This is a genomic window from Nibricoccus aquaticus (genome assembly GCF_002310495.1).
Taxonomy (GTDB): Bacteria; Verrucomicrobiota; Verrucomicrobiia; order Opitutales; family Opitutaceae; genus Nibricoccus; species Nibricoccus aquaticus.
Genome location: NZ_CP023344.1, coordinates 2,667,257 through 2,692,912, shown reverse-complemented (window position 1 = coordinate 2,692,912; position 25,656 = coordinate 2,667,257). Strand labels below are relative to the sequence as shown.

At 62.6% G+C, this 25,656-nt stretch carries 16 protein-coding genes, 1 tRNA gene and 1 pseudogene; 8 read left to right on the top strand and 10 right to left on the bottom strand.

Annotated features, from left to right (window positions below; all coding sequences use genetic code 11):
• Positions 1 to 90: 90 nt before the first annotated feature.
• Together CMV30_RS10920 and CMV30_RS10915 are read left to right on the top strand one after the other, a co-directional pair.
• A complete protein-coding gene (locus CMV30_RS10920) occupies positions 91 to 1,587 on the top strand; it encodes a sugar ABC transporter ATP-binding protein (protein ID WP_096056057.1) in 1,497 nt (498 codons plus the stop codon).
• A 10-nt stretch (positions 1,588 to 1,597) separates the two neighbouring features.
• Positions 1,598 to 2,563: an ABC transporter permease gene (locus CMV30_RS10915; protein WP_096056056.1), complete on the top strand. Its 966-nt coding sequence runs from the start codon at positions 1,598 to 1,600 to the stop codon at positions 2,561 to 2,563.
• 919 nt (positions 2,564 to 3,482) lie between these two features.
• Here the strand turns inward: CMV30_RS10915 and CMV30_RS10910 are convergent.
• The 8 genes and pseudogenes from CMV30_RS10910 to CMV30_RS20960 form a co-directional block, all read right to left on the bottom strand.
• Positions 3,483 to 4,439, bottom strand: coding sequence for an aldo/keto reductase (locus tag CMV30_RS10910; RefSeq protein WP_217494378.1), 957 nt, complete (start codon positions 4,437 to 4,439; stop codon positions 3,483 to 3,485).
• A gap of 165 nt (positions 4,440 to 4,604) precedes the next feature.
• Positions 4,605 to 4,922 (bottom strand): hypothetical protein, encoded by a 318-nt coding sequence (locus CMV30_RS19435; RefSeq protein WP_138223244.1) that lies wholly within the window; start codon positions 4,920 to 4,922, stop codon positions 4,605 to 4,607.
• 61 nt (positions 4,923 to 4,983) lie between these two features.
• Complete coding sequence (locus CMV30_RS10905) at positions 4,984 to 5,568, bottom strand: hypothetical protein (protein WP_138223243.1); 585 nt, start codon at positions 5,566 to 5,568, stop codon at positions 4,984 to 4,986.
• 90 nt (positions 5,569 to 5,658) lie between these two features.
• A complete protein-coding gene (locus tag CMV30_RS10900) occupies positions 5,659 to 6,192 on the bottom strand; it encodes a hypothetical protein (RefSeq protein ID WP_138223242.1) in 534 nt (177 codons plus the stop codon).
• A gap of 244 nt (positions 6,193 to 6,436) precedes the next feature.
• Positions 6,437 to 6,513 (bottom strand) — tRNA-Val (locus CMV30_RS10895).
• A gap of 129 nt (positions 6,514 to 6,642) precedes the next feature.
• Entirely contained in the window at positions 6,643 to 7,299 is a 657-nt protein-coding gene (gene nth, locus CMV30_RS10890) for an endonuclease III (RefSeq protein ID WP_096056053.1), read from the bottom strand.
• Between the two features lie 164 nt (positions 7,300 to 7,463).
• On the bottom strand, positions 7,464 to 11,486 hold the full coding sequence (locus CMV30_RS10885; protein ID WP_096056052.1) for an ExeM/NucH family extracellular endonuclease: 4,023 nt from the start codon (positions 11,484 to 11,486) through the stop codon (positions 7,464 to 7,466).
• A gap of 1,574 nt (positions 11,487 to 13,060) precedes the next feature.
• Positions 13,061 to 14,488: pseudogene (locus CMV30_RS20960) on the bottom strand (glycoside hydrolase family 43 protein); the annotation flags it as partial.
• A gap of 202 nt (positions 14,489 to 14,690) precedes the next feature.
• On the opposite strand from CMV30_RS20960, the gene gcvP reads away from it, so the two are divergent.
• The gene (gene gcvP / locus CMV30_RS10875) at positions 14,691 to 17,597 is read left to right on the top strand and encodes an aminomethyl-transferring glycine dehydrogenase (RefSeq protein ID WP_096056050.1); all 2,907 of its coding nucleotides are present in this window, start codon (positions 14,691 to 14,693) and stop codon (positions 17,595 to 17,597) included.
• A gap of 40 nt (positions 17,598 to 17,637) precedes the next feature.
• Here the strand turns inward: gcvP and CMV30_RS10870 are convergent, their stop codons facing one another.
• On the bottom strand, positions 17,638 to 19,074 hold the full coding sequence (locus CMV30_RS10870) for an alginate export family protein (RefSeq protein ID WP_138223241.1): 1,437 nt from the start codon (positions 19,072 to 19,074) through the stop codon (positions 17,638 to 17,640).
• Positions 19,075 to 19,296: 222 nt separating this feature from the next.
• Between CMV30_RS10870 and nrfH the strand changes: the two genes are divergently transcribed.
• The 5 genes from nrfH to CMV30_RS10835 all read left to right on the top strand — a co-directional run bounded on the left by nrfH (position 19,297) and on the right by CMV30_RS10835 (position 24,548).
• Complete coding sequence (nrfH, locus tag CMV30_RS10855; RefSeq protein ID WP_096057723.1) at positions 19,297 to 19,755, top strand: cytochrome c nitrite reductase small subunit; 459 nt, start codon at positions 19,297 to 19,299, stop codon at positions 19,753 to 19,755.
• 55 nt (positions 19,756 to 19,810) lie between these two features.
• Positions 19,811 to 21,226, top strand: a complete 1,416-nt coding sequence (locus CMV30_RS10850) for an ammonia-forming cytochrome c nitrite reductase subunit c552 (RefSeq protein ID WP_096056046.1) — start codon at positions 19,811 to 19,813, stop codon at positions 21,224 to 21,226.
• 140 nt (positions 21,227 to 21,366) lie between these two features.
• Positions 21,367 to 22,152, top strand: coding sequence for a fumarylacetoacetate hydrolase family protein (locus CMV30_RS10845; protein ID WP_096056045.1), 786 nt, complete (start codon positions 21,367 to 21,369; stop codon positions 22,150 to 22,152).
• 261 nt (positions 22,153 to 22,413) lie between these two features.
• Positions 22,414 to 23,307 carry a PEP-CTERM sorting domain-containing protein gene (locus CMV30_RS10840; RefSeq protein WP_096056044.1) on the top strand — a complete coding sequence of 298 codons (894 nt, stop codon included), beginning with the start codon at positions 22,414 to 22,416 and terminating at the stop codon, positions 23,305 to 23,307.
• A 344-nt stretch (positions 23,308 to 23,651) separates the two neighbouring features.
• Positions 23,652 to 24,548, top strand: a complete 897-nt coding sequence (locus tag CMV30_RS10835; protein ID WP_096056043.1) for a PEP-CTERM sorting domain-containing protein — start codon at positions 23,652 to 23,654, stop codon at positions 24,546 to 24,548.
• Positions 24,549 to 24,686: 138 nt separating this feature from the next.
• Here the strand turns inward: CMV30_RS10835 and CMV30_RS10830 are convergent, their stop codons facing one another.
• Positions 24,687 to 25,610 (bottom strand): 2-dehydropantoate 2-reductase, encoded by a 924-nt coding sequence (locus CMV30_RS10830; RefSeq protein WP_096056042.1) that lies wholly within the window; start codon positions 25,608 to 25,610, stop codon positions 24,687 to 24,689.
• Positions 25,611 to 25,656 lie beyond the last annotated feature (46 nt).

Genomic DNA, 25,656 nt, shown 5'->3' with positions numbered 1-25,656 from the left:
CCCTCCGACTCCGACATAAGTCCTACACGTCCCATAAGACCTATAGGACCTATTTCTTAAAAAAATCCGCGCGCCTACCAGCGTCCACACATGCCGTCCGTCCCCGCCGCCAGTTCGACCCCCGACCTCCTCCGCATGGAAGGCGTCGAAAAAAACTTCGGCCCCACGCGCGCACTCGCCGGCGTCAGCCTCACCGCTCGCGCCGGTGAAGTCCTCGCCCTCGTCGGCGAAAACGGTGCCGGCAAAAGCACGCTCATGAAAGTGCTCTCCGGCGTCCACACGCCCGACGCCGGCACACTCACGCTCGACGGAAAACCGTTCCACCCGCGCACGCCCCTAGATTCCCGCGAAGCCGGCATCGCGATGATCTATCAAGAACTCGCGCTCGCGCCGCATCTCTCCGTCGCCGAAAACATCGTCCTCGGCATCGAACCCGGCCGCGGCGGCTTCATGAACTGGCGCGAAACGCGCACGCTCGCCCGCAAAGCCCTCACCACCGTCGGCCTCGATCACATCTCCACCGAGACGACCGTCAGCGAACTCCCGCCCGCCGAACGCCAGCTCATCGAAATCGGCCGCGCCGTTGTCGTGGGAGCCCGGATACTCGTCCTCGATGAGCCCACCAGCTCCCTCACGCAAAAAGACATCGAGCGCCTCTTCGCCCTCATCCGTCAGCTGAAAGCGCAGGGCCTCGCGATCATCTACATTTCCCACTTCCTCGAAGAGGTCCGCGCCGTCTGCGACCGCATCACCGTCCTCCGCGACGGCCGCAGCGTCGGCGAAGCCCGCGTCTCCGAAATCACCGACAACGAAATCGTCGCCATGATGGTAGGCCGCGACGTTCACGAGCTCTACCCGCGCACGCTCCGCACCACCGGCGACGTCATCATCTCGCTCGAAAACATCGCCGGCTCCTCGAAGCCTTCCAGCGCCTCGCTCGAACTCCGCGCCGGCGAAGTCCTCGGCATCGCCGGCCTCATCGGCGCCGGCCGCACCGAACTCCTCCGTCTCGTCTTCGGCCTCGATAAAGTCCGCTCCGGCGAAATCCGCGTCGGCACCTACATCGGCCGCGCCACCCCCGACGAACGTTGGAAACAAAGCATCGGCCTCGTCAGCGAAGACCGGAAACTCGAAGGCCTCGCCCTCGATCTTTCCATCGCCGACAACATGACGCTCACGCGTCTCAACACCTTCGTGAATCCCGCGCGCCTCGCCGAAGACGCCCGCCGTTGGATAGAAAAACTCGGCATCAAGTGCCAGTCGCCCAACCAGCCCGCCGGCGCGCTCTCCGGCGGCAACCAGCAAAAAATCGCCATCGGCCGCCTCCTCCACCACGACGTCGATGTCCTCCTCCTCGACGAACCCACGCGCGGCATCGACATCGGAGCCAAGGCCACCATTTACCGCCAGATCGACGAACTCGCGTGCGCCGGCAAAGCCGTCCTCGTCGTCAGCAGTTACCTCCCCGAGCTCCTCGGCATCTGCGACCGCATCGCCGTCATGTGCCGCGGCGTGTTAGGCGAAGCCAGACCCGTCGCCCAAACCGACGCCCACCAAATCATGCTCGAAGCCACCGGCCGCAGCTAACCTTTCTTCAATGTCCGCTGATTCCCCTTCCTCCTTCGACCTGCGCCGCTGGCTCATCAAAGCCGGCCCGTTCCTCGGCCTCGTCGCGGTCTACACGCTCTTCGCCTCGCTCGCCTTCGAGCACTTCGTCTCGTGGAGCAACACCTCGATCATGCTCCAGCAAACCGCCGTCATCGGCGTCGGCGCGATCGGCATGACGATGATCATCATCTCCGGCGGCGTTGATCTCTCCTTCGGCTCTCTCATCGCGCTCTCCTCTGTTGTCATCGCCCTCCTCCTCCAGGAAGGCTGGCCCCCGCTCGCCGCTGCCATGGCCGGAGTCGGCGTCGGCGCCCTCGCCGGACTCGTCACGAGCACGCTCATCACGCGCCTCAAGCTCATGCCCTTCATCGTCACCCTCGGCATGATGCTCGTTCTTCGCGGCGCCGCCAAAGGCCTCGCCGACGAGCAGCCCGTCTACCCGCCCGACGAAACCTGGATCAACAGCCTCATGCAGCTCCGCCCCAACGGCCTGCCCTCCGGCGTCTGGCTCATGCTCGGTCTCGCCGTCCTCGCGTCGTTGATGCTCCGATACACGAAATTCGGCCGCCACATCTTCGCCATCGGCTCCAGCGAAGCCACCGCCCGCCTCTGCGGCATCCGCGTCGAACGCACCAAGCTCTACATCTACATCGCCGGCGGCGCCTTCGCCGGACTCTCCGGCCTGCTCCAATTCGCCTACCTCACCGGCGGCGACCCCACCACCGCCGTCGGCCTCGAGCTCAACATCATCGCCGCCGTCGTCATCGGCGGCGCCAGCCTCGCGGGCGGCTCCGGCACGATCCTCGGCACCATCATCGGCGCGCTCATCATGACCGTCGTGAACAACGGCTGTAACAAACTCGGCCTCTCCAACTGGATCCAGGAAATCGTCACCGGCGTCATCATCATCGCCGCCGTCACCCTCGACCAGTTCCGCCGCAAGACCCGCTCGTAACCCCGGGAGTGCCGACCTCTCCGTCGGCATCCGAGTCCCTTCCGTTCCCCTTGGAGGAACGACCTCCGTGTCGTCCACCGCGAAAACCCTCCGGTGTAGGGCCTCACCTCGTGTGAGGCCGTTGCGCGTCAAATCCCAGAAGGCCTCACACGAGCTGACGCCCTGCGTGAATTCACCCAAAGCGCCTCCGCCTCCCCTCTGATCACGTTCGATCTCCTCATCCCCTCCGTTTCCCGCCTTCCTGATTTCCACATTCAAATCCGCCATCTCCGCCCGCCTCCCGCTTTCCACACCCCCAAAAAGTAAAACCCCGGCCAGGAAAACCCGGCCGGGGCGTGTATTACTTGCTTATTTATTTAGTGGTTACGCTTTATAGGCGACCCGGACCATCTCAAGAAGTCCGAGCACCAGAAACGCACCGATTACAAAGGCGAGCATGTTAAGTGCCTCCTATTGTTTGGGCCTCCGTCGACTACCAACTTCGGCTGTTCAGAACCGCCATCGGATGATGACGGAAGTGAGAAAGAACTGAGAGAGTGATACCCGGTATTACCCTTATTTCGAGCAAAAGTTTCAGCCTCGTGTCCGTTAATAACGGATAATGCTCAAAAACAGATAATTAAGCCGTATTTCCATTTCTCGATTCTTGCCCACTTTTCTTCTCTTTCTCGGCTTCTGCCGCCCAATATCCCCGCCAAAACACCCCACATCAAAGCCGCTATACAGAGCGCACTGAATACTCACCGAGTCAGGAGAGACACAGTCTTGGGTCTAAAATCCCCTCGCTGGCCCACACCACTCTCAGCCGAAACGACCCCAGCTCCACCAGCACGCCTCCCCGCCCTCCGGTCTTCCTCCGTGCCCTCTGTGTAACCCTCCGACTTCGCCTCGTTCACGTCCGCTCGCCCCAGCCTCCCGCTCACACGCCCGCCACTTCCTTCGCGATCCGCTCCCGCAGCGCCTCATCCGGCAGCGCCCCGTACGCCGCCTGCATGTTATCGCGCAAATGCGCCACCTTCGACGTCGCCGGGATCGCGCACGTGATCGCCGGATGCCCCACGATGAACTTCAAAAGCACCTGCGCCCAGCTCTCGCACCCGATCTCCGCCGCCCAGCCAGGCAACGCCCGCGCGCGCAACCGCCCCAGCAACGCCCCTTGCGAAAACGGCCGGTTCGCGATCACCGCCACACCCCGCTCGCGCGCCAGAGGCAACAACCGCCGCTCCGCCTCCCGTTCGCCGGCCGAGTAGTTGATCTGGATAAAATCCACCGGCGTTTTCTCGAGCCACCGCGCCAGCTCCGCCTGCCCGCCCGTCGTGTAGTGCGTGAGCCCGAGATACCGCACCCGCCCGGCCGCCTTCCACACGCGCAACGTCTCCAGATGCGCCTCCGCATCGACGAGATTATGCACCTGTATCAAGTCCACGCGCGTCCGCCGCAACCGCCGCATCGACTCCTCCATCTGCTCCACGCCCGCCTGCCGCCCCTGTGTCCACACCTTCGTCGCTACAAAAAGCTTCTCCTGCACACCCACCCGCGCCGCCAGATCGCCCAACACCTCCTCCGACCGCCCATACATCGGCGACGAATCGACGACCCGCCCGCCCAACCCGGCAAACGCCGCAAGCACCTCCGCGAGCGGCGCACGCTCCGCCTCCGAAGCCCCCACATCAAACGTCTGCCACGTCCCCAGCCCGATCACCGGCACCGCTTCGCCCGACGACGGAATCGTCCGCGTGAGAATTTTCTCCGACGCCTTTATTTCCTCCGCGCCGCCCAAACTGGAAACCGTCCCCGCCGCCAACGCCACCGACCCCACCCCCAGCAACCGCAACGACTCCCGTCGGCTCATCGAAGAAGTCTGGCGCGTGTTCATGCGTGAAAGCCGAAACCCAAACCCACCTCTCCATTTCCGCAACCGCTCGCCCGTGAAACAAAAAACGCTTCGGCCACATTCAAATCGTAGCGATAATACGAGCCAGCACTCAGAAGTGTCGGTCGTGAAATTGTCGCTCCCATCAGGGGAAACTGCAGGCGGTTTTTAAGACATATCAGGCCTATTTTTTGCTGCTTCGGCATCTTCCAAACGGGCGTTGTGCGCTGCTAAAAGCCACGCTGTGATGCAAAATATAATTCCGAACCACGCATAATCTGTGCGGTGTTTCTTGTATTTGGATTCACTGACCCACTCTTCACGCTCCGGGTAACGATCTCCGTCACCGTATGTGACGTAGCCGGGACCGGAATGGTATTTCGCATCACGTAGAGAGTTGATGGAGGCAAAGAGCCCGCATCCAATCAACGCCCCTAAAAGCATACGCGTATTGAAAATCCATCGGAGCGAAAACTTTAGCGTCATGGGTTAAGAGGGGTGCCTCTGACAATGCAGCAGGTGAGATGATTCAGCGGCGCACGAACACTCAGGTCTGATTTCTTTGGCCGGTATCTTCATTGCTGCCGCCTTGAGCTACCGTAGCCGAATCGAGGTTTTCCGTGCATTGCGCAGGTAAACGATTTCCACCGATGAGTTCTCTCAATTTTTGCTCTAAGGAATCTCGTTCTTTTGAAAGGGACTTAGATCCGAGCATGTAGAGAATACCTCTGGCTCGATTACTGTCCGCTTTCGATTTCTCGGCGCTGATCCGTTGATCATAGGATTGTAGTAAAGCCGTGTATGCTAGGATCTGAGCGTTTCGCTCTCCTAGCTTTTGCTGCTCGATCAAGCTGTTGGCTGAGCTCGTTTGCGCTTCTGAGGTCTTCCTCAGCTCATCACGGGTGAGTTCGAGCTCCCTACGTTGGAGGGACAGCTCTTCGCGTTGTAATAAAATGGCACATACTACTCCAGCAAGCGCGAGACCTGAGAAAAGGGCGTTGGCCATTCCAAACATGTCCCCAAACGTTCCTCTTTCTGTGGGATTATCGAACAGCAAGAGCGGCAGCAGGCCAATCAACACCCAGAGAATAAAAACTGCCGCTGCAATAAATGAGGCTGTTTTAAAGTTCATTTCGACAAAGTTGTCGCAGCCATCAGGTCTGACCCTTTTGGCCCCCGACTGGCCCGTTTGATCCCGCCTCAATTCCGCAAACGCCGGACCTCATTGCGATCCTCCCTCATTGAGAAATTTCTCACTAACAGCGGCGTAAACTCGGTACTTCGTGATCAATGCAGAAAGGAGATTACCACCAGAGAGCATCGACTCTACTTTTCCGAGCTGCTCATGGTCAGCTCTCAGGATAAAGTTGAAGAAACAACGATCTACGTCGTCTGGTCTTTCGAACTCAAACTGCGGCGCATTCCTAACAGACAGATAGTCCTTAAAAGCCTGATCAGCCTTGCTCAAAACATGATTAGCAATGGCGGACTGTGCTTGGGTAACAGCTTCCGCACATATCATTTCAGGTGTAGGTGCTAGCTTTCCCTCCACCCCCTTTTCTTCTAATTCCTTCGCAGTCGGAAATCTCATCCGACCTTGGGCGTGGAAACTGAAAGGAACCGGTTGAGTGAAAAGCCAGAGAACGTGCACAGCAGAAAATCGTTCGATCTGAACCACTAACAGTGTTCCTCCTCCTCCGCCAAATCCATGGGAGGCTTTTGCAATATCTAGTCGAGGGGTAGAATTCTCGTTCATGGGGATAAAAGTTTCGGGCCGGGGACACAGCAAGGGATATGGGTTGTGACCTCGGAATTTGGGGTGCAACGGCGGTCACTGTTTTGAAACTGTATCACCGTGAAGTCTAGGCGGACTTTTTGCATTGGTCTTTTCTACTGAGATTCCAGCCAGCGCTTCTGATGGTGCCTGACAGAACGCTCCGTTCCAGAAAACTGCCAATTTCGTCGCCGCCATCTCCCTTTATCCCGCCTTCCCTTTGAAATGGTGGACACAACAGGACTCGAACCTGTGACCCCGTGCGTGTGAAGCACGTGCTCTAACCAACTGAGCTATGCGTCCCCAAACTGAGCCGGGGAACGTGGCGGGCGCTCCCAGCCGAATCAACTCTGTTTTCCGCACCGCCCCGCTTTCTCCGTCCCTCAACGATCTATCCTCTATTCTCTACCCTCTCTCTTCCGTCCCCGCCCCTCACTTCTTCACCCGCACCGCCCGCTTCCGCGCCGGATAAACCGTCCGGCAGATCTCGCAGACCGTTCCATCGCAGCCGCGCGCCGTGCAGTGTTCGCGGCCGTAAAAGATGATCCGCAGGTGCAGCGCGTTCCAGTGCTCACGCGGGAACAGCCGCTTCAAATCCGCCTCGGTCTGCTCCACGTTTTTCCCGGCCGTCAGCCCCCAGCGCTGCGCCAGCCGGTGGATGTGCGTATCGACCGGAAACGCGGGCACGCCAAACGCCTGCGCCATCACCACCGACGCCGTCTTGTGCCCCACGCCCGGCAGCTCCTCCAGCTCCTCGAACGTCTTCGGCACCGCGCCGCCATGCTTCGCCATCAAGATCTGTGAAAGCTGCGAAATCGCCCGCGCCTTCTGCGGCGAAAGCCCGCACGGCCGGATGATCGCCTGTATCTGCTCCACGGGCACATGCGCCATCGCCGCCGGATTGTCCGCCAGTGCGAAGAGCGCCGGTGTGGTCAGGTTCACGCGCTTGTCCGTGCACTGCGCCGAGAGCAGCACCGCGACGAGCAACGTGTACGCATCCTTGTGATCGAGCGGCACCGGCGTCTCCGGATAGAGTTCCGCCAGCCGCTGATCGATAAACGCCGCGCGCTCCGTCTTCTTCTCAAACATGCGCGCAGGCTCGGGTAAACACGGTCGCGCGCGCAAATCATATTCGGGGTGGAGCGTGCCGTCCCGGCGCGCTGTTGGACGCACGCGGGCGCATCCGGCCAATATCGCGAACGACGACTAACAACGCGCGGGGACCGCGCGTTCCACCTCGGAACGAATTCGCCTCACGGCAACTGCGTCACCGCCAGCTTCACGAACTGCTTCCCCTCCGAAACCGGGATCAACGTCAGCAACGTTTCCGTCGTCTCCGTCGTCGCTTCCACGACCGACACTCCCGGCCAAGGCGTCCACACCGCAAGATCGGGCGACGTCTCCACCGCATAGCTCACATCCGGCAGCGCGATCGGCCGCGTAAACCGAAACGCCAGATCGTCACCCGCCGAGGTCAACACCGGCAGCCCGCTCGTGCCCGCGAGATCCGGACGCAGCCCCAGCGCGTACTCGAAAAGATTCGTCGCACCGTCGCCGTCGAAATCATCCGCCGGTCCCGCCTGCCCGGCGGGAATGCCATACTGCGCGATCCAGCTCGCGAAACCCGCAGGTGCAGGCGGCAGCAGGCTGAGCCCGATGATAACCGGATCGTGATCCGACGCGCGGAACGGCATGCCCACATTGATCGCCTGCTGCGCCGCGGCCTTGTCCTCGTTGTTGTAATCGTAGAACGACGGCTCGTCCGCGTTCACATGCCACTCCGACGCACCCGTGATCTGCGCGGACAGACTCGCATTCGCCAGCGCGTGGTCGAGATAACCGAACTGATTATCGAACTGATACGAGTACGTGCCGCCGGGATGAAAACGCTCCAGCTGGTTCGCGAAACCCGCCGCGCGCAGGATGTCGATCGGGTCTTCTTCCGCGTAGGCATTCAGATCGCCGATGATGAGCACATCCGGATCGCCAAACGTCACCGCCGGATTCGCCAGAAACGCCGCCAGCATCGTCGCCTGCGCCTTGCGCGTCACATTCGACGCCGCCTGACCATCGCCTTGATCCGCGTCGGCGCCCGTGCCGCTGCCCTTCGACTTCAAATGATTCACGACGACCGTGAACTTCTCGCCATTTGCGTTCACCGAGAACGTCTGCGCGAGCGGCGGACGATTGTGAATCGACGCACCGGGAGCCGTGTCCGTGATCGGCGCGCCGACCGGCGTCACGACACCCGTCTTATAAATCAACGCCACCTGGATCGCATCCGTCCCCGCGATCGCCGACGAGTTTACGTACGCATAAGTCCCCGCGCCGAAGATGTCGTTCAACCCCGCGACGAGATCGGCGAGCGCGCCGTTGGTGGCGCTGCGCTCGATCTCCATCAACCCAAACACGTCCGCGTTGATCGCACTGAGCTCCGCGAGAATCTTCGCCCGCTGCCGCAGCCGCTCCGCCTCGGTGTCCGCGCCACGCCCACCGCTACCGCTGAGCGTGAGGAAGTAATTGAGCACATTGGCGCTCGCCACCCGCACATTGGCCGCGCCGACCGATGGAGGCGTAATCGGACGCGGATTGGCATTGGCGAACGTCACCGGCGCACCCGCCTGCGGATCGATGCGATAGAAATTAAACCGGTAGCTGAGCACGCCGGCGAGGCCAGTGACCGTGTCGCCCGTGCGGCGCGTCGCAGTGAGCGCGTCCGTACTTGTCAAATATGGCGTCACCGCCGGGAACGCCACCGTGCTCGCATCATCGAGCACGATGGACGCCAGATTATTGGCTGTCTGCATCGCCGTGACCGCCGGAACATTGCTCGTGCCGGTCGAAGTCGTGCCGCTCGCCGGATTGTCATTCGGATCGATCACGTTCGTCGGCGTCATCAAACGTCCGTCGGCCGAGAGCACGAGTTCTCCATATTGGCCGAGTCCGTCGTTACCCGTGACTGTGAGTGTCTGCGGCATGATCACGCGCATACCCTCATAACGCTCCAGCGCCGTGGCCGACGCAGCCGGCAGCGAAACCGTCACCGCCGCAGGCAACGGCGCCGTGCCGATCTTCGCGAGATTGAGGAGCGTCGTGAGTTCCGTGAGCCCGTTGAACTCCGTGATCGTGCCGGAAGTCGTGACGACATCGCCCAGCGTCAGCGTCGCCGCGAACGCATTGCCCGGCGCATAAACATAAATGCCCTCCGAGGTGCCCGGATCTCCATCTTCATCGGCCGCCTCTTCCTGGAGATAAAACCCATCAACTCCCGAAGCGCTCGAAACAAATCCCGTCACGACTCCCTCCACCTTCACCTTGGTATTGTTGAGTGGACTGGCGGTGCCCGAGCCCTGCACTTCGTGGACTTTCTTGAGCGGCACGAAGGTCGAGAACTGGAACGAGTAGTTCGACGCCATCGTCAGCGATCCAAACGCCTGTTCCGTGACCTGCGCGCCCGTGATCGAAACCGTGACCGACTCATCCGTGATAAACGGCGCCGCCGCCGTAGCCGTATAAACCACCGGCCCGCCCGTGATCGTCACCGGAATATTTCCGCTGCTCGTTCCCGTGAGTGTGATCCAGTTTCCGGTCACCGCCACTGGCTGGTTGAAAGTAATCGTCACCGGCGCACTCGTGGAAACTGCTGTCTCGTTCGCAGCAGGCGAAGTCGCCGCCACCGCAGGCGCGATCGGTGTGCCGACCGACGTTTCGATGGACACCGCGAGATCATCGATGCGCCAGTTCGCCGTATTCGCCGCCGGGTTACCCGCGCCGCTGTGACCGTAGATGCGCACCGTCAGCGCCGTGCTGCTGAGCCCTTGGACCGGGGAAGCGAGCGTCGGCGTCACCGCGCCCCACGTCGTGCCCGGCAACGCGCCACTCGCGACGGGCGCAGCATAACCATCCGCGCTCGTGTAAATCGTGTACGCAGTCGGCCCCGTGCCCGTGCTGCGCGAACCAAACTTCAACGCGTTGATCGCGAGCTGGCGTCCGGGCACCGGCGTGAGCGTGAACTCGAAATACGCCGAGCCGTTCGCGTCGCGATTGAGCGCGCCAATCCGCGCCGCCGCCCCGGCATTATACTGCCCGGTTGCACCGACGTACGTGTTCGAGGCCGACGTGGTCGTGAGCAGATTCGTCGTCCCGTTATTATTTCCTTGGGAGACCTCGCCGCCCGTCACATCCGCCGGCAATCCGACCGGCGTCGCAACGCCCGCCGCCGTGCCGAAATTCCAGACGAGTTCCGCATCGTCTCCCGGCGGAGGCGGCTCGGCTTCGGTCGTGAACGAGAAAACGTAATTCGCCGCGAGCTGCGCCGTGTTGGTCGCTTGATCGCCGACCGTTCCCGCGAGGATCGTCGCCGTGATCGTCTCGCTGTACGGCAGCGGACTCGACGGCGTTAACGTAAAGATCACCGGCCCGCCCGAAGCCGTCGCGCTCAACGCACCGCTGGTCGAGCCGTTGAGCGAAAACCACGTGCCCGTCGTCGTCACCGCCTGATCAAACGTCACCGTCAACGGCGTGCCCACCGCGACCGCCGTCGCGCCGTTAGCCGGCGTCGTCGACGCGACCGTGGGGGCAACCGGCGTAGGACCGCCACCACCGGCATCGGCCAGCGTCACGGTCACCGTCAAATCATCGATGCGCCAGTTGGCCGTGTTGGCCGCCGCGTTGCCCGCGCCGTTGTGTCCATAAATGCGCACCGTCACCGCCGACTCGCTCACGACCGGACTGGCCAGCGCGCCGCCGTGCAGCGCCCACGTGCCGTTGTTCAAAGGCGACGCCGACAACACGTTGGCCGCATAACTATCGGCGCTCGTCCGCACCGAGATCGCCTGCGGACCTGTGCTCGTGCTCCGCGCCCCGAATTTGATGCCCGAGATCGTCAGCGCCTTCCCAGCCGCAGGAGTGAACGTAAATTCAAAATAAGCCGAGCCGCCCGCGCCCGTGTTCAGCGCGCCGATCCTGGCTGCCGCACCCGCGTTGTAAGAACCCGTGGCACCCGCATATCCGCTCGATACCGAAGTCGTCGAAAGCAGCGGCGTAGTCCCGTTGTTGTTTCCCTGAGTCACCACGCCGCCCGTCAATTCCGCGGGCAATCCACTCACGGGCGCAGCCTGACCCGGCACCGCCGTGCCGAAATTCCAGACCACATCCGACTGCGCGCGCACGCTCACAGAGCCGACCGCGAACAGAACCGCGCACAGCAGTCCGGTGAAAGAAGAGACGCGCGCGAATCGAGGGCCGCGCAGGGAAAGCGAAGAAAGCACGTTCATAGGATCGAGCCAGCACGCTCCGCACAGATGGCCGCGAGTAAAGCAGGCAACTTTACATTAAGGTGAAATAACGCGGTGAGACGGAGCACAGGGAAACGCTCTGAAAGCGATAATCCTGCCAGTTCAGACGGATGACCTGAACTTTTCAGCCCAATGTTCACGCCAGGGCAGCCCTCACCGCCACGCCGCGCAGTCAGCGCTCAATTATCCACGCGCAACCGCAGGAACCGTCGCGGTCCGCCCGCGATGTCCACCGTGTCCGTCACCGTGACCGGCCCGGCTGTGTTGCTCACGCCCGTGCTCGTCCAGATCGGCGCGTAGCCGGAACTTGGCATCGCGCTCGCCTCGACCGTGTACGTGAGCGCGGGATCGGCGATGCGGTTAAAGGTCAGCGTGAGCCGTGCGCCAGCCCCGGCGGTCTTGGCAACCACCGGCGCCACCGTGCCCGAATCGTCGATACGCGGATTCCCGCCGACCGCATATTCCATCAGATTCGGCAGACCATCCGCATCCGCATCGGCGGTGTCTGCCGCCTGGCCCGTGCCCGCGATCTGCGCGAAGTGCGTCACGCGCCATTGCTCCGCCGTGCTCAGCAGCGGCGTTGCGGTGGCGACCACCGCCGAGAACGAATCGATCTCCAGCGTCTTCACGTTCGAATTGAGCGGCGTCATCCCGAAAACACCGACAACCAGATCGGAGCGCCCGTTGAGAAAGGTCGTCCCGGAAGTCGGATTCCACTCCACGCCATCGACAAAATATCGCCACACGCCCGCCTGCCGCGTGATCGTCACGGTCATGCCGTCGGCACCGTTGAAACCGAAACCAAAGAACCGCCCGCCGTTATCCACACCGTTCTGGCCGTGCGACGAATAGCGCTCCGCCGTGGTGCCCCAGACAATCGTGCCCGCACGCGTCACCGAGTCACTGTGGTTGCCCACATAAACGCCCGCCTGATCGATGTCACCCAGCGCCGGCAGCGGCCTTATCACCGCCGTCACCGAAAAATCCTCGCTGCCGCTAAAGCCGAGCGTGTTGAGCGCAACGCCCGGGCTGCTATTGGCCGCGAGCCCGGTCCGTCCATTGAGGTCAGCGCGCGTGGTCCGCAGATCGAGCTTACCCGAGCCCGTGTTGAGCGTGAGGTTGGGATCGTTCGCCGCGACACTCGCGCCCGTGCCCGGCAGCCGCGCGTTGAGTCCCGTGAACTGCCCCGACGCATCGCGCAGCCCGCTTCCCGCCACCGAGGAGAAATCCAGATCCAGCCGCTGCACCACTGTCGCCGCCGTGGCGGAGACATTAAAGTTATACGTCGTCTGCGCTGGATCGTCGGCGCTCGTGTTGAGCACGCGCACCGACACCGGAAACACCGTGTCGATCTGCGAGAGCAGCGGTTTCCACGAGAGCACGCCCGTCGAGAGATTGATCGTCGCCCCCGCCGGTCCGTTCGCCAGCGCGTAGGAATAAACCTCTCCGGGGGCCGCATTCGGCTTCGGCACGGTGAAGGTCAGCGTGTTTCCATAAATCGCCATGCGATCTTCGAGCGTGAGCGTCGCGGGCGGTGTTGAAGATTTCGCCACGCGGCTGCCCCAGACCGCGACACCGTTGGCCGAAAGCGCCGAAAACGTGTGAACCCACACGCCGTTATCGTCGTCCCACTGCTTCACGAACACGCCTTTATACGTCACGCCGCCCAGCGTGAGCGTCACATCGAAATCCGCCGACAGCGCCCACGTCCCGCTCGCCGCGCCCGTGATCGAGTTATCCGCGTGCAGCGTGATAACCGACGATGTCACCAACGCCGAGGAGGTCGCCTTGCCGTGATTGATGAGCTTGTACTCGCCGGGAATCTGCGAGGCCTGGTACGGCGCGAGATTCTCGCCGACGTAGCGATGCGGCGTCGCGACCAGCCACTCGTCGGCATTCATGACCAGCTGATGCACGCGCACCTCATGCTCCTCGCCGCGTCCGACAAAGCGCGTGTGGAAAACCAGGAAATGCTTCCCGCTCACCGGATCGTAGTAAGCGGAGTTGTGCCCGGGGGAAAGATAACCGCGGCTCACCACGCCCGGCGGCTCGCCGCTGACGGAGAGAAACTGGTAGTTGCCCATCAACTTCACGCCATGCGGCGCGATCAACGCGTCGTTGGAAAAATTGCCCTGCACCGTCGTCAGGTCCGTGCCTGCCGCGTCCAGATAAGGGCCGTCCGGATTCCGCGAACGCCCCACGCGGATGTTGTACCCGCCCACCGCATCCAGCCCGCCGAACGAAAGAAACATGTAGTAATAATCCGACTCCGGACTGTAGAGCACGAACGCGCCCTCGATGCGGCTGTGGTTTCCACCGATCAACTTCTTCCCGTAACCTTGTCCCGGCTTCTGAAACCCCGTCGCCGGATCGAGCTCGATGATGAAAATGCCGCCCGAGTAAGAGCCGTAGATCATCCAGAGCTTTCCGGCCTTGTCGAAAAACACATCGGGATCGACCGCGTTCGGATGCCTCACCGCATCGTAGTTCGTCCCATCCGGACTCGTCTGCCCGTACATCCCTGACTTCAGCATGAGCCCGAGATTCGTGTACGGCCCGCCGATCGAATCCGCCCGCGCCACGCCCAATGCCGATAGCGGCTGGTCGCCTTTGCACATGCAGTAATACATGTAGAACTTTCCGTCCGCGAGCTGGATGACATCCGGCGCCCAGAAGGTTGTCGTCTGCGCCCACGTCAGCCCTTCGGAAAACTCCACCGACGGATTCGGCGCGAGCGGATTTCCCGCCGTCGGCGACGACGAGTACTGCGTCCAGTTGATCAGATCCGTCGAGCGCGCCGACGCCATGTGCGACCCAAAAACCCAAAACTCCGACCCCGCTTTCACGATCGAGGGATCATGCACCGAGGCATTCGTGAACGACGGCAGCGCCTGCCCGTGCAAGGCCGTGATCGCCGTTCCTAAGAGTGTGCAGAACAAAAACGCCGCGCGCGCGGCCGTCCGTGGGGTCGGGGACTTCATGCCCCACAAAACCACACCCATCTCCTCCCCGTCATCCTCTCAAAAATGAGACCGTCAAGAACACCAAACGCCCAAACCCGACACCCAAAATAAAAATAGTTTCCCGATAACCGCCGCCTCCTTCTGCACCTGCGCAACCACCCGCCTTTTTACCCAAATCGCGATTGCCCGCGCCCCTCCCCAGCCTACGGTCTCGGCCTTTATGTCCACGCCGTCCTCGCCTGTTTCCCCGGCCCACAGCTCCGCCCCCACGGACTCCACGCGCGACCTCTCCGCGCCGCTCGACACCTTCGCCCGCCGCCACAACAGCCCGGACTCCACCGAAGTCGCCGCCATGCTCGCCACCCTCGGCCAGCCCTCACTCGACGCCCTCATCGACTCCGCCGTCCCTCCTCAGATCCGTCTGCAAAAACCCCTTAACCTTCCCACCGCCCTCGCCGAAAGCGCCGCCCTCACCGAGCTCCGCAGCTACGCCGCGCAAAACCAGCTCTTCCGCTCCTTCATCGGCCAGGGCTACTACGGCACGCATACGCCGGGCGTCATCCAGCGCAACATCCTCGAAAACCCTGCCTGGTACACTGCTTACACGCCCTACCAGGCCGAGATTTCCCAAGGCCGCCTCGAAGCGCTCCTCAATTTCCAGACGATGATCTGCGACCTCACCGGTCTCGACATCGCCAACGCCTCCCTCCTCGACGAAGCCACCGCCGCCGCCGAAGCCATGGGCCTGTGCGCCCGCAGCGCGACCGACGCCGCCCGCAAAAAATTCTTCGTCTCGTCCCTCTGCCACCCGCAGACCATCGACGTCGTCCAGACCCGCGCCAAACCCCTCGGCCTCGAAGTCGTCGTCGGTGATCACACCGCCGCCGTGATCGACGGATCTTATTGCGGTGTCCTCGTCCAATACCCCGACACTTCCGGCAACCTCCACGACTACGCCGGCTTCTTCGAAAAATCCCACGCCGCCGGCGCCCTCACCGTCGTCGCCACCGACCTCCTCGCACTCACACTCCTGAAATCCCCCGCCGAATTCGGCGCCGATGCCGCCGTCGGCTCCGCCCAACGCTTCGGCGTTCCCATGGGTTTCGGCGGACCGCACGCCGGTTTCCTCTCCGTCAAAGACGCCTACAAACGCCAGATGCCCGGCCGCCTCGTCGGCGTTTCGAAAGACGCCCAAGGCGACCCCGCCATGCGCCTCGCCCTCGGCACGCGCGAGCAACACATCCGCCGCGACAAAGCCACGTCCAACATCTGCACCGCCCAAGTCCTCCTCTCCGTGATGGCGTCGATGTACGCCGTCTACCACGGCCCCGATGGCCTCCGCGCCATCGCCAAACGCACGCGCGCCTTCACGACCGCGCTCCGCGATGCCCTCGCCGCCGCGAAGATCAACGTGAACGCCGGTCCCATCTTCGACACGCTCCGCATCGAAAACGTCGATGTCGCCGCGATCCAATCCCGCGCTGCTGCGAAAAAAATCAACCTCCGCACCATCGACGCCAAAACCGTCGGCGTCTCCCTCGACGAAACGACATCCACTGCCGACCTCGCCGACCTCGCCGATCTCTTCGGCGCGAAAGTTCCTTCCGCTATCAGCGCCGCGGGCTTTTCGTCTCTCGGCGCCTTCGCCCGCACCTCGGCCTACCTGAGCCACCCCATCTTCAACCAGCACCACACCGAGCACGAGATGCTCCGCTACATCAAGCGCCTCGAGTCCCGCGACCTCTCGCTGGTCCACTCGATGATCTCGCTCGGATCGTGCACGATGAAGCTCAACGCCACCAGCGAGATGTTCCCCGTCTCCTGGCCCGAGTTCGGCAAACTCCACCCCTTCGCCCCCGCCGAGCAAACGCGCGGCTACCAAATACTCTTCGCAGATCTGGAAACCTGGCTCTCCGAAATCACCGGCTTCGCCGCCGTCTCCCTCCAGCCCAACGCCGGCTCTCAAGGCGAATACGCCGGCCTCCTCGCGATTCGCGGCTATCACGAGTCGCGCGGCCAGGCCCACCGCAATATCTGCCTCATCCCCACCAGCGCGCACGGCACCAACCCCGCCACCGCCACGATGGCTGGCATGACTGTCGTCCCCGTCGCCTGCGATCAGCAGGGCAACATCGACGTCGCCGACCTCCTCGCCAAAGCCGACCAACACGCCGCCAATCTCGCGGCGTTGATGATCACCTACCCGTCCACTCACGGCGTGTTTGAAGCGCCGATACGCGACATCTGCGCCCTCATCCACGAACGCGGCGGCCAGGTCTACATGGACGGCGCCAACATGAACGCCCAGGTCGGCCTCACCTCCCCCGGCTTCATCGGCGCCGACGTCTGCCACCTCAATCTCCACAAAACCTTCTGCATCCCGCACGGCGGCGGCGGCCCCGGCGTCGGCCCCATCGGCGTCGCGAAACACCTCGTCCCCTTCCTCCCCGGTCACGTCGTCCGCAACTCAGCCCTCCGCTCCGGCGGCGCCGTCAGCGCCGCGCCCTACGGCAGCGCCTCGATCCTCGTCATCCCATGGATGTACATCCGCATGATGGGTCCCGACGGCCTCACGCACGCGACCAAGCTCGCCATCCTCAACGCCAACTACGTCGCCAAGCAGCTCGAGCCACACTACCCCGTTCTCTACAAAGGCGCCTCCGGCCTAGTTGCCCACGAGTGCATCATCGATTGCCGCGGCTTCAAGAAACACGGCATCGAAGTCGAAGACATCGCCAAGCGCCTCCAGGATTATAATTACCACGCCCCCACCATGAGCTGGCCCGTCGCCGGCACGCTCATGATCGAGCCCACCGAATCCGAAGCGAAGATTGAACTCGACCGCTTCTGCGCCGCGCTGATCGCCATCGCCGGCGAAATCCAGTCCGTCGCCAACGGCGAGTCCGACAAAACCAACAACGTCCTCAAAAACTCCCCACACACCTCGAAAGTCGTCTGCGCCGACAAATGGGAACGCCCGTACTCCCGCGAACTCGCCGCCTTCCCGACCGCGTGGGTCCGCGAGCACAAATTCTGGCCCGCCGTCGGCCGCGTGGACAACGTCTACGGCGACCGCAACCTCGTCTGCTCCTGCGTCGGCATGGAAGCCTTCGCCGAGTCCAAATAACCCGTAGCCGCGAGCGCGCAGCGAGCCGTCCGCCGCGCGTTCAAAACGTCACCGCCAGCTCCACACGCAGGAACGTCAACGTGTCCCGCCGTGCATAAAAATCTTCCTGCTTCAGCGCCTCCGCCGTCACCAGCCCGCTGAGGCTCTTCGAAAACCTCTGCCGCCACGTCGCCCGGAAAAAATCCCCGCGCTCGTGCCCCTCGCGGCTGAACATCGCCAGCTTCGCCGTACGCGTCGGTGTCATCTCCGGCGCAAACAACTTCTGCCATCCGACCGTCAGCCCAGTCGTCTTCGTCGGCGCGAAACTCCACTCCGGCCCCACCCGAATCAGATTTGCCGCCTGATACGTACATGCATTCTCCGTCGAAAACGCCGTCGCCACGATGTCGCTGAACCGCGGACACCGCCCCCACAGCAGATCGAACATCTCATCCCGCCCCGCCGTCGCCGGATCGTCGCCCGACAGGTATTCGGCAATCAGCGACACCCGGCTCTCCCGCGCATCCCGCGCCAGCCACGTCACCCGCGCATTCCCGCCCCACGCCCGCACATCGCGCCGCATCGCCGCCAGCACCGGATTCTTCACTGTCGGGTCGCGCTTCTCGCCAAACTGCCAGGCCGCCTCCGCCGAGTACTGCCAGTGTTTCCCCGCATCGCCCCACACTCGAATCCCCGGCGTCGTCAGCTCCGAGTCATTCCCATTCGCGAGCACGCGCCGGTTCTCTTTGTAGATCACAAACGCATCGACCCGCGCCGCCGCCTGCGACCGGTTCGCCGCATAAAAAATCACGCCAAACTCATCCTGCTCCGTCACCGGATACGCCTCGCTCCGCCCCAGCGTCGGCAGCCGGTCGTTCGGATCGCTGTCCTGATCGATCACGACCACATCGAACGTCGTCTTCAACCGCTCCGACTTCACCGCCGCCCGCGCCGCATCGAAATACGCTGTCCACGACCCATCCCCCGGCGTCCCTTCCGTGATCAACCACGCATTGCCCGTCTCCCCCAGCTTCAAGTCCTGCCGCCCGAGCGTCACCGTCAACACATCGCCCCCCACCCCGACTTTCCCCGCCCACTCCACCACGACTTCGTCGAGCAGCGCATATTTTTCCTCCAATCCCGTCCGCCCCGAAAACGTCTTCGCCGCCGACGTCTGCGTCCAATACCGCGGCTCCGCCACCGCCCTCACACGCATCGTCACGCCGTCCACCGGCTTCCACGCTGCCCACGCCCGCGTCCTCAGCCGCAGATAATTCTGCCCGTGCATCGCCGCCGCCGTGCTCAACGTCGCCGCGCCGTCGAAATACTCGTCGCGCCACCGCACATCCCCTCCACCGCTCCAAACCCCCGCTCCGCTCTCCCCGGCCTGCGCGGTAGTCACCACCACCGCCCCCGCGCAAATCCACGCGAGCAAACCCGCGCCCCACGAAGCGCCATTTTTCCACGCCCGGCCGCCGGGCGATTCGGTTGTCTGCATCCTCGTTTTCACCCGCCCATCCTACCGCCCTCCCCTCCCGCCGCCTCCGCACGCCCTGTCGGAACCCACGCTTTTCTTGCCCCCGCGTCATCGATCCGTCACCCGCCGCAAAATCGCCGCCGCTCATCTTTCACCAAGAAATGCGCAGCCTTGGCAATTGAATGAATTCCCCTCATCCTCAGCTTCGAAGCTCCAGCAGCCCCCATGAGCCCGCGGAAACTCATGCTCCATCTTCTTTGGCCCATCGCACTGAGCATCTCGCTCGGCTGCCTGGCAGGCGTGGGCGGCTACACATTCTACTACGGCCAGGGCCTCTCCTACCTCTCCAACGACCCCGCCGCCTGCGTCAACTGTCACATCATGCGCGAACAGTACGACGGCTGGCTTAAAGGCCCGCACCACGCCGTCGCCACCTGCAACGACTGCCACACGCCCCACAACTTCATCGGGAAATACATGGCCAAAGCCGAAAACGGTTTCTGGCACTCGAAGGGTTTCACCTTCCAGGACTTTCACGAGCCCATCATGATCAAGCCGCGCAACTCCGCGTTGCTTCAGAAAAACTGCGTCGCCTGCCACGAACGCATCACCGCCGAGATCAACACCCATCCCGGCGACAAAATGAAGATGCTCGACTGCGTCCACTGCCACCGCGAGGTCGGCCACGGCCCCGTCCGCTGACCCGCCTCACCCGCGTTATCTTTTCCCTTCACTCAACACTCCGCTTTTCCCCGCCATGCCCTTCTTCAAACGCGGCCTCGCCCTCTGGCACTACGTCGTCCTCATCGCCGTCACCACCGTCGCCACCTTCGGCGTGCTCCTCCTCTACCAAAACATCGTCGCGCGCAAAGCCGAGGCCACCCAGCACGTCTTCCGCGTCGTCGATGTGGACGAAAACACCGTCGATCCCGCCGCCTGGGGAAAAAATTATCCCCGCCAGTTCGACTCCTACAAACGCACCGTCGACATCGAGCGCACCAAACACGGCGGCTCCGACGCCTTCCAGAAACTCGACGCCGACCCCCGCTGGCGCGAGATCTTCAAGGGCTACGCCTTCGCCGTCGATTACCGCGAAGAACGCGGCCACGCCTACATGCTCAAGGACCAGGACGAGACCGAGCGCGTCACCCACTTCAAACAGCCCGGCTCCTGCCTCCACTGCCACGCCGCTGTCATACCCACCTACATACAAGCCGGCTTGAAAGCCGGCATCCCCGCCGGCCCTGAAAACCGCGAGGCGCAAATCCAGAAAGGCTTCGAGGAACTCTGCGCCATGCCCTACGCCGACGCCCGCAAACTCGTCGCACATCCCGTCACCTGCACCGACTGCCACGCCGCCGACTCCATGGACCTCCGCGTCAGCCGCCCCGCCTTCGTCAACGGCATCCGCGCCCTCGCCCGCTCCGACTACGCCACGCCCCATCTCCCCAGCATCGAGCGCTGGCGCAAAGAAGGCCGCAAGGGCGACTACGACCCCAACAAAGACGCCTCCCGCCAGGAAATGCGCTCCCTCGTCTGCGCCCAATGCCACGTCGAGTACTACTTCAAGGGCCAGGGAAAACTCGTCACCTACCCGTGGGACAAAGGTCTCCGCGTCGAACAGATCGAGGCCTACTACGACGAAGTGAAACACGTGGATTGGAAACACACCGACTCCGGCGCGCCCGTCCTGAAAGCCCAGCACCCCGAATTCGAACTCTGGAGCCAGGGCATCCACGCCCGCAGTGGCGTCGCCTGCGCCGACTGCCACATGCCCTACGTCCGCGAAGGCGCCATTAAAGTCAGTAACCACCACGTCCGCAGCCCGCTCCTCAACATCGCCCAGTCCTGCCAGACTTGCCACCGCTACCCCGAAGCCGAGATCCGCTCCCGCGTCGAAGCCATTCAGGATCGCAACCAAAGCCTCATGGACCGCGCCGAGGAAGCCGTCGTCGCCCTCATCAAAAACATCCAGGACGCCGCCAAGCGCGGCGCGACCGACGACGCCCTCAAAGGCGCCCGCGACCTCCAGCGCAAAGCCCAGTGGCGCCTCGACTTCATCGCCGCCGAAAACTCCACCGGCTTCCATGCCCCGCAGGAAGCCGCCCGCATCCTCGGCGAAGCCATCGACTACGCCCGCCAGGGCCAGATCCTCGCCCTCTCCGCCAAGTAGCCACGAGCGCCAGCGAGTGGACCACGCCACCGCCATACATCCCGCCTCATTCACTTCACACCCCAAGCCGCCGCTCACCCCGGCGGCTTTTTCATTTCCACTGCCCTCACTGGCCCCATATCCGCTTTCCACACACACCGATGAAAATCATCCGCCACCTCACGCCCGCCGGCCCCGCCTACGCCGCCCTCCAGCCCGACGGCTCCGCCCTCGCCCTCGAAGGCGAACACTTCACCACGCTCCTCTCCACCGGCCAAAGCATAGCCCCCGGCAAGCTCCTCGCCCCGCTCGATCCCACCAACATCCTCGGCATCGGCCTCAACTACCGCCGCCACGCCGAAGAAGGCGGCAAAGCCGTCCCCACCCGCCCCATGTGGTTCATGAAAACCACCAACACCGTCCAAAACCCCGGCGATCCCATCCGCCTCCCCGCCTCCAGCACCAAGGTCGATTACGAAGGCGAACTCGCCATCATCCTCGGCAAACCCGCCCGCAACGTCCCCAAAGCCGAAGCCCTGTCCTACGTTTTCGGCTACACCATCGCCAACGACATCTCCGCCCGCGACTGGCAGTTCGAGTGGGGCGGCGGCCAGTTCTGCCACGCCAAAAGCTTCGACACCTTCTGCCCCCTCGGCCCGGTCATCGTCACCGCAGACGAGATCCCCAACCCCAACGCCCTCCGTCTCGTCACCACCGTCAACGGCGAAACCCGCCAGGACTGGACCACCGCCGACATGGTCTTCGATGTCCCCACCCTCATCTCCTTCCTCAGCGAAGACCGTACCCTCCCCGCCGGCACCGTCATCCTCACCGGCACGCCCCACGGCGTCGGCTACGCCTGCAAACCGCCCTGCTGGCTCAAAAGCGGCGATCAAATTGCAGTCTCCATCGATTCTATAGGCACACTGGCCAACGGCGTTTTGTAACATTTTCCCGGTTACAAACGAGCGACGGCAAAAACAGTCCGCCGCCCGCCGGCACCGTAAGTCCTCAACCGCGAATCACGTAGCGCAGTTGATGAGCACGTCCGCGCGCATCTCCGACAGCGCCGCACCGCCATCTCCACCAAAATCAGCGCCTCACTGGTCTGCTTTGTGCAAACGCCGTCGCTGGGTTCATGGCCAGCTGCCCAAACGCACCGGCCACGACCTGCTCATCACCACAAACAGACCACAATCAGTCATCACATGAAAACACGCATCCATCTGCTCGCGGTCGGCCTGACCGCTTTTGCGCTCACCGCGACCGCTCAAATCATCCCCGACCCGGTCGGCGTTAACACGTTCACCCAGGCATCCGCCTTCAACACCGCCAGCTACGCCGCCACCTTCGGCAACGCCCCCGGCGGCATGGGCCTCTATTTTGCCTCACAAGCATTCGCTCCCAGCGCGACGGTGAGCAGCTGGAACTTCGTCACCCAAAACTCCGACATCGCCCCCTCGATCCCCTGGCTCGCAGGCGGCGGCACCGTGAAAACGATCTTCCTCGGCGAATCCGCCGGCGCGAATAACGACTTCGGCTTCATCAGATCGGGCACCAGCATCTCGACATCCTCCAACTATATTCCCCTCGCCACGAATATCGTAAACACGAATACACCCGGCGGCACGATCCAGAGCGGCTGGGAAACCCTGGCCAACTACGGCGCCGGCGAACGCCTGGACTTCTGGCTGAACAACCCGGGCACCTTCGACGGTGGTGGCGCCTATTTCGCATTCCTTGAGAACTCTGTCGGTGCTGCCTTTGCCGGCGGCGATCCCTATACTCACAGCAAATACTCCTGGACGAACGTCCTCACTGAGTATGTGGACACCAACGGCGCGACCGTCCGCGGCAATGTCGCCACTCTTCTGATCGCGTTCGAAGACCTCCGCGGCCCCGCCCTTGCTCCCGGTGCAGCCCTCCCCACCATCGCCCCCGGGGATGGTGACTACACCGACTTCATCGTCGGCTTCCAGTTCCTCCCCACACAGCCAAGCATGGTCCCTGAGCCCTCCACCTATGGACTCATCGCCGCCCTCGGCCTGATGGCTGTCATCGCCCGCCGCCGGTTCAACCAGTCACGCCAGATCAAAGCCTGACCCGTTCACTCAACCCGCCCCCCAGCCGCTCCGCTCTCAGCCGGAGCGGCTTTTTTATGCCTTCTCATAGAGTACCGGAATATGTGCGCCAAAAGCCCATTTCCATAGCGCATTCTCGTAAGGGAAACTGAATACGCATTCAGGGATCAGTCCCGCCAATGCCACTTAATGACAATTACACTCAGGGTTTCCCCTAACCCAATCGCAGGCGTTATCTTACCCGCCAGACACTTGCCAATAGGGAATCTACCCCGGAATCTGGTCATCGTTAAAGATCACTCTGCGACCTCGGGCGAGCTGCCGGGAAGCGCTCTTCCGAAAATTGCATCACTGTTAATCACCTCATGAAAACCAAGACATCCATCATCGTAGCGACCATCGCTGCTGCCCTGGCATCCGTTGCCAGCGCCCAGATCCTGCCAAATCCATCTGGCGTGAATCTGTTCAACAACCCACTGTTCGCAGGTAACAACGCCAACTACACGACCGCGTTCGGTACCGCTGGATCGCCAAACGGCAATCTCTACATTGATTCCGGAGCCAACATCACCCCTCCCGCCATCGTTGGTTGGAACAATGGTGTCGCTCCATTCCCGACGTTCAATCCGAACGGCGGCACCGTGAAGGCAATCTTCCTCGGCGAAACAGCCGGTAACTTGAATGACTTCGGCTACGTTAAGTTCCCGAACGTCGGCGGTATCACCGATACCTCCAACCTCAACTACCTCGCTACCGACATCGAAAACTCGCTGAACGGTGTAGGGAATGTGAAGAGCGGCCAGGAAGCCTACGTCAACTACGGCGCTGGCGAGACGGTTGATTTCTTCCTCTACAACTCCGGCAGCCCTTACGTTAACGGCGGCCTCGGCGCTTGGTTCGTTCTCGGTCAAGGCGGCCTCGAAGCTTACCTCCACGGTCAAGCTCTCCCTGGCTACCAGCACTACCGCTGGACCACCCAGCAAGTCTGGACCGAGTACGTTGACGCTAACGGTAACTTCACCGCTGGTCTCGTGGACACCCTCCTCGTTTCCTTCGAAGATTTCACCTTCGCCCAGACCAACCCGAACGATGCTCCTCCGATCATCATTCCTGGTGCTGACTACAGCGACTTCATCTTCGCTTTCCAGTTCCTCCCAAGCCAGGCTGTTCCTGAGCCATCCACCTACGGCCTGATGGGCGCTGCCGCCCTCCTCGGCCTCGTTGGCTACCGCCGCTTCAAGGCTTCCAAAAAAGCCGCCTAAGCGTTGCTCAGCTCTTAAACGAGTTTGGATAACTCTAAAGCCCCCGCCTCACGGCGGGGGCTTTTTTTTGTGCCCACCCGCCCGCAGGTCATGGGCTATCCTCCTGCCCTTCTTGTCCCTGTCACAAGTCCGCCGCGCCTATCGCTTCGTCAGCCGCCCCAGCAGCGCATATAACATCGCCATCCTCGGCACCTGAGCCCCCACCGCCTGGGCCCGACGCAAGGGCTCACCCCAGATCTCCTCCACCTCCACCGCCCGCCCCGCGAGATAATCAATCAAGCTCGACGGCTTGTACGGCCCCATCGGCCGCGTGTGCGCGATCTGCTGATCGATCACATTCATCGGAATTGCATATCCCAGTTTTCCAGCCGCACCAATCACCTCAGCCATCAACGCGCGCACCTCAGCTTCCAGTGCAGCATCCGCCAGAATCACATCCGTCGTGATCCCTCCCGCCACGATCGAGAGCCCGTTGAACGGTACATTCCACACCAGCTTCTTCCAGCGCAGCCACGCCAGATCGTCGCCCAGCTGGCAGCGCACCCCGCTTCGCGTAAATAGCTCCCCCACCGCCCGCAACCGCTCACTCACCGGTCGCCCAAATTCGCCCAGCGAAAGCGACCCCGGCTCGATGCACAGCACCTCGCCCGGCGCAGTCCGGTTCACGCAGATAAAACACAGCCCTCCCATCACCCGCTCCGCGCCGAAAAGCCGCGCCAGCTCCTCATCCGAGCCCAGCCCGTTTTGCAGCGTCAAAATCGCCGTCCGCTCATGCAGCAACGGCGCGATCAACGTCCTAAAATCCCCGTTCGCTGTCGTCTTCAGCGCCACGATCACCAGATCGCACGGCCCGATCTCCTCCGGCGTTGCCTGCGCCCGCACCTCCCGCAGCGCAAACTCTTCCGTCGGCAATTTAACCCTTAGCCCCCGCTCACGCACCACCGCCAGATCGCTCCGCACCAAAAACGTCACCGCCACTCCACTACGCGCCAGCATCGCTCCATAATAACAACCCAGCGCACCCGACCCGACCACAGCTATTTTCGCGAAGACGTTTTCCATGCCGCGCAGCGAAGCCTCTTCCCGCGCTTGCTGACAAGCATCGTCA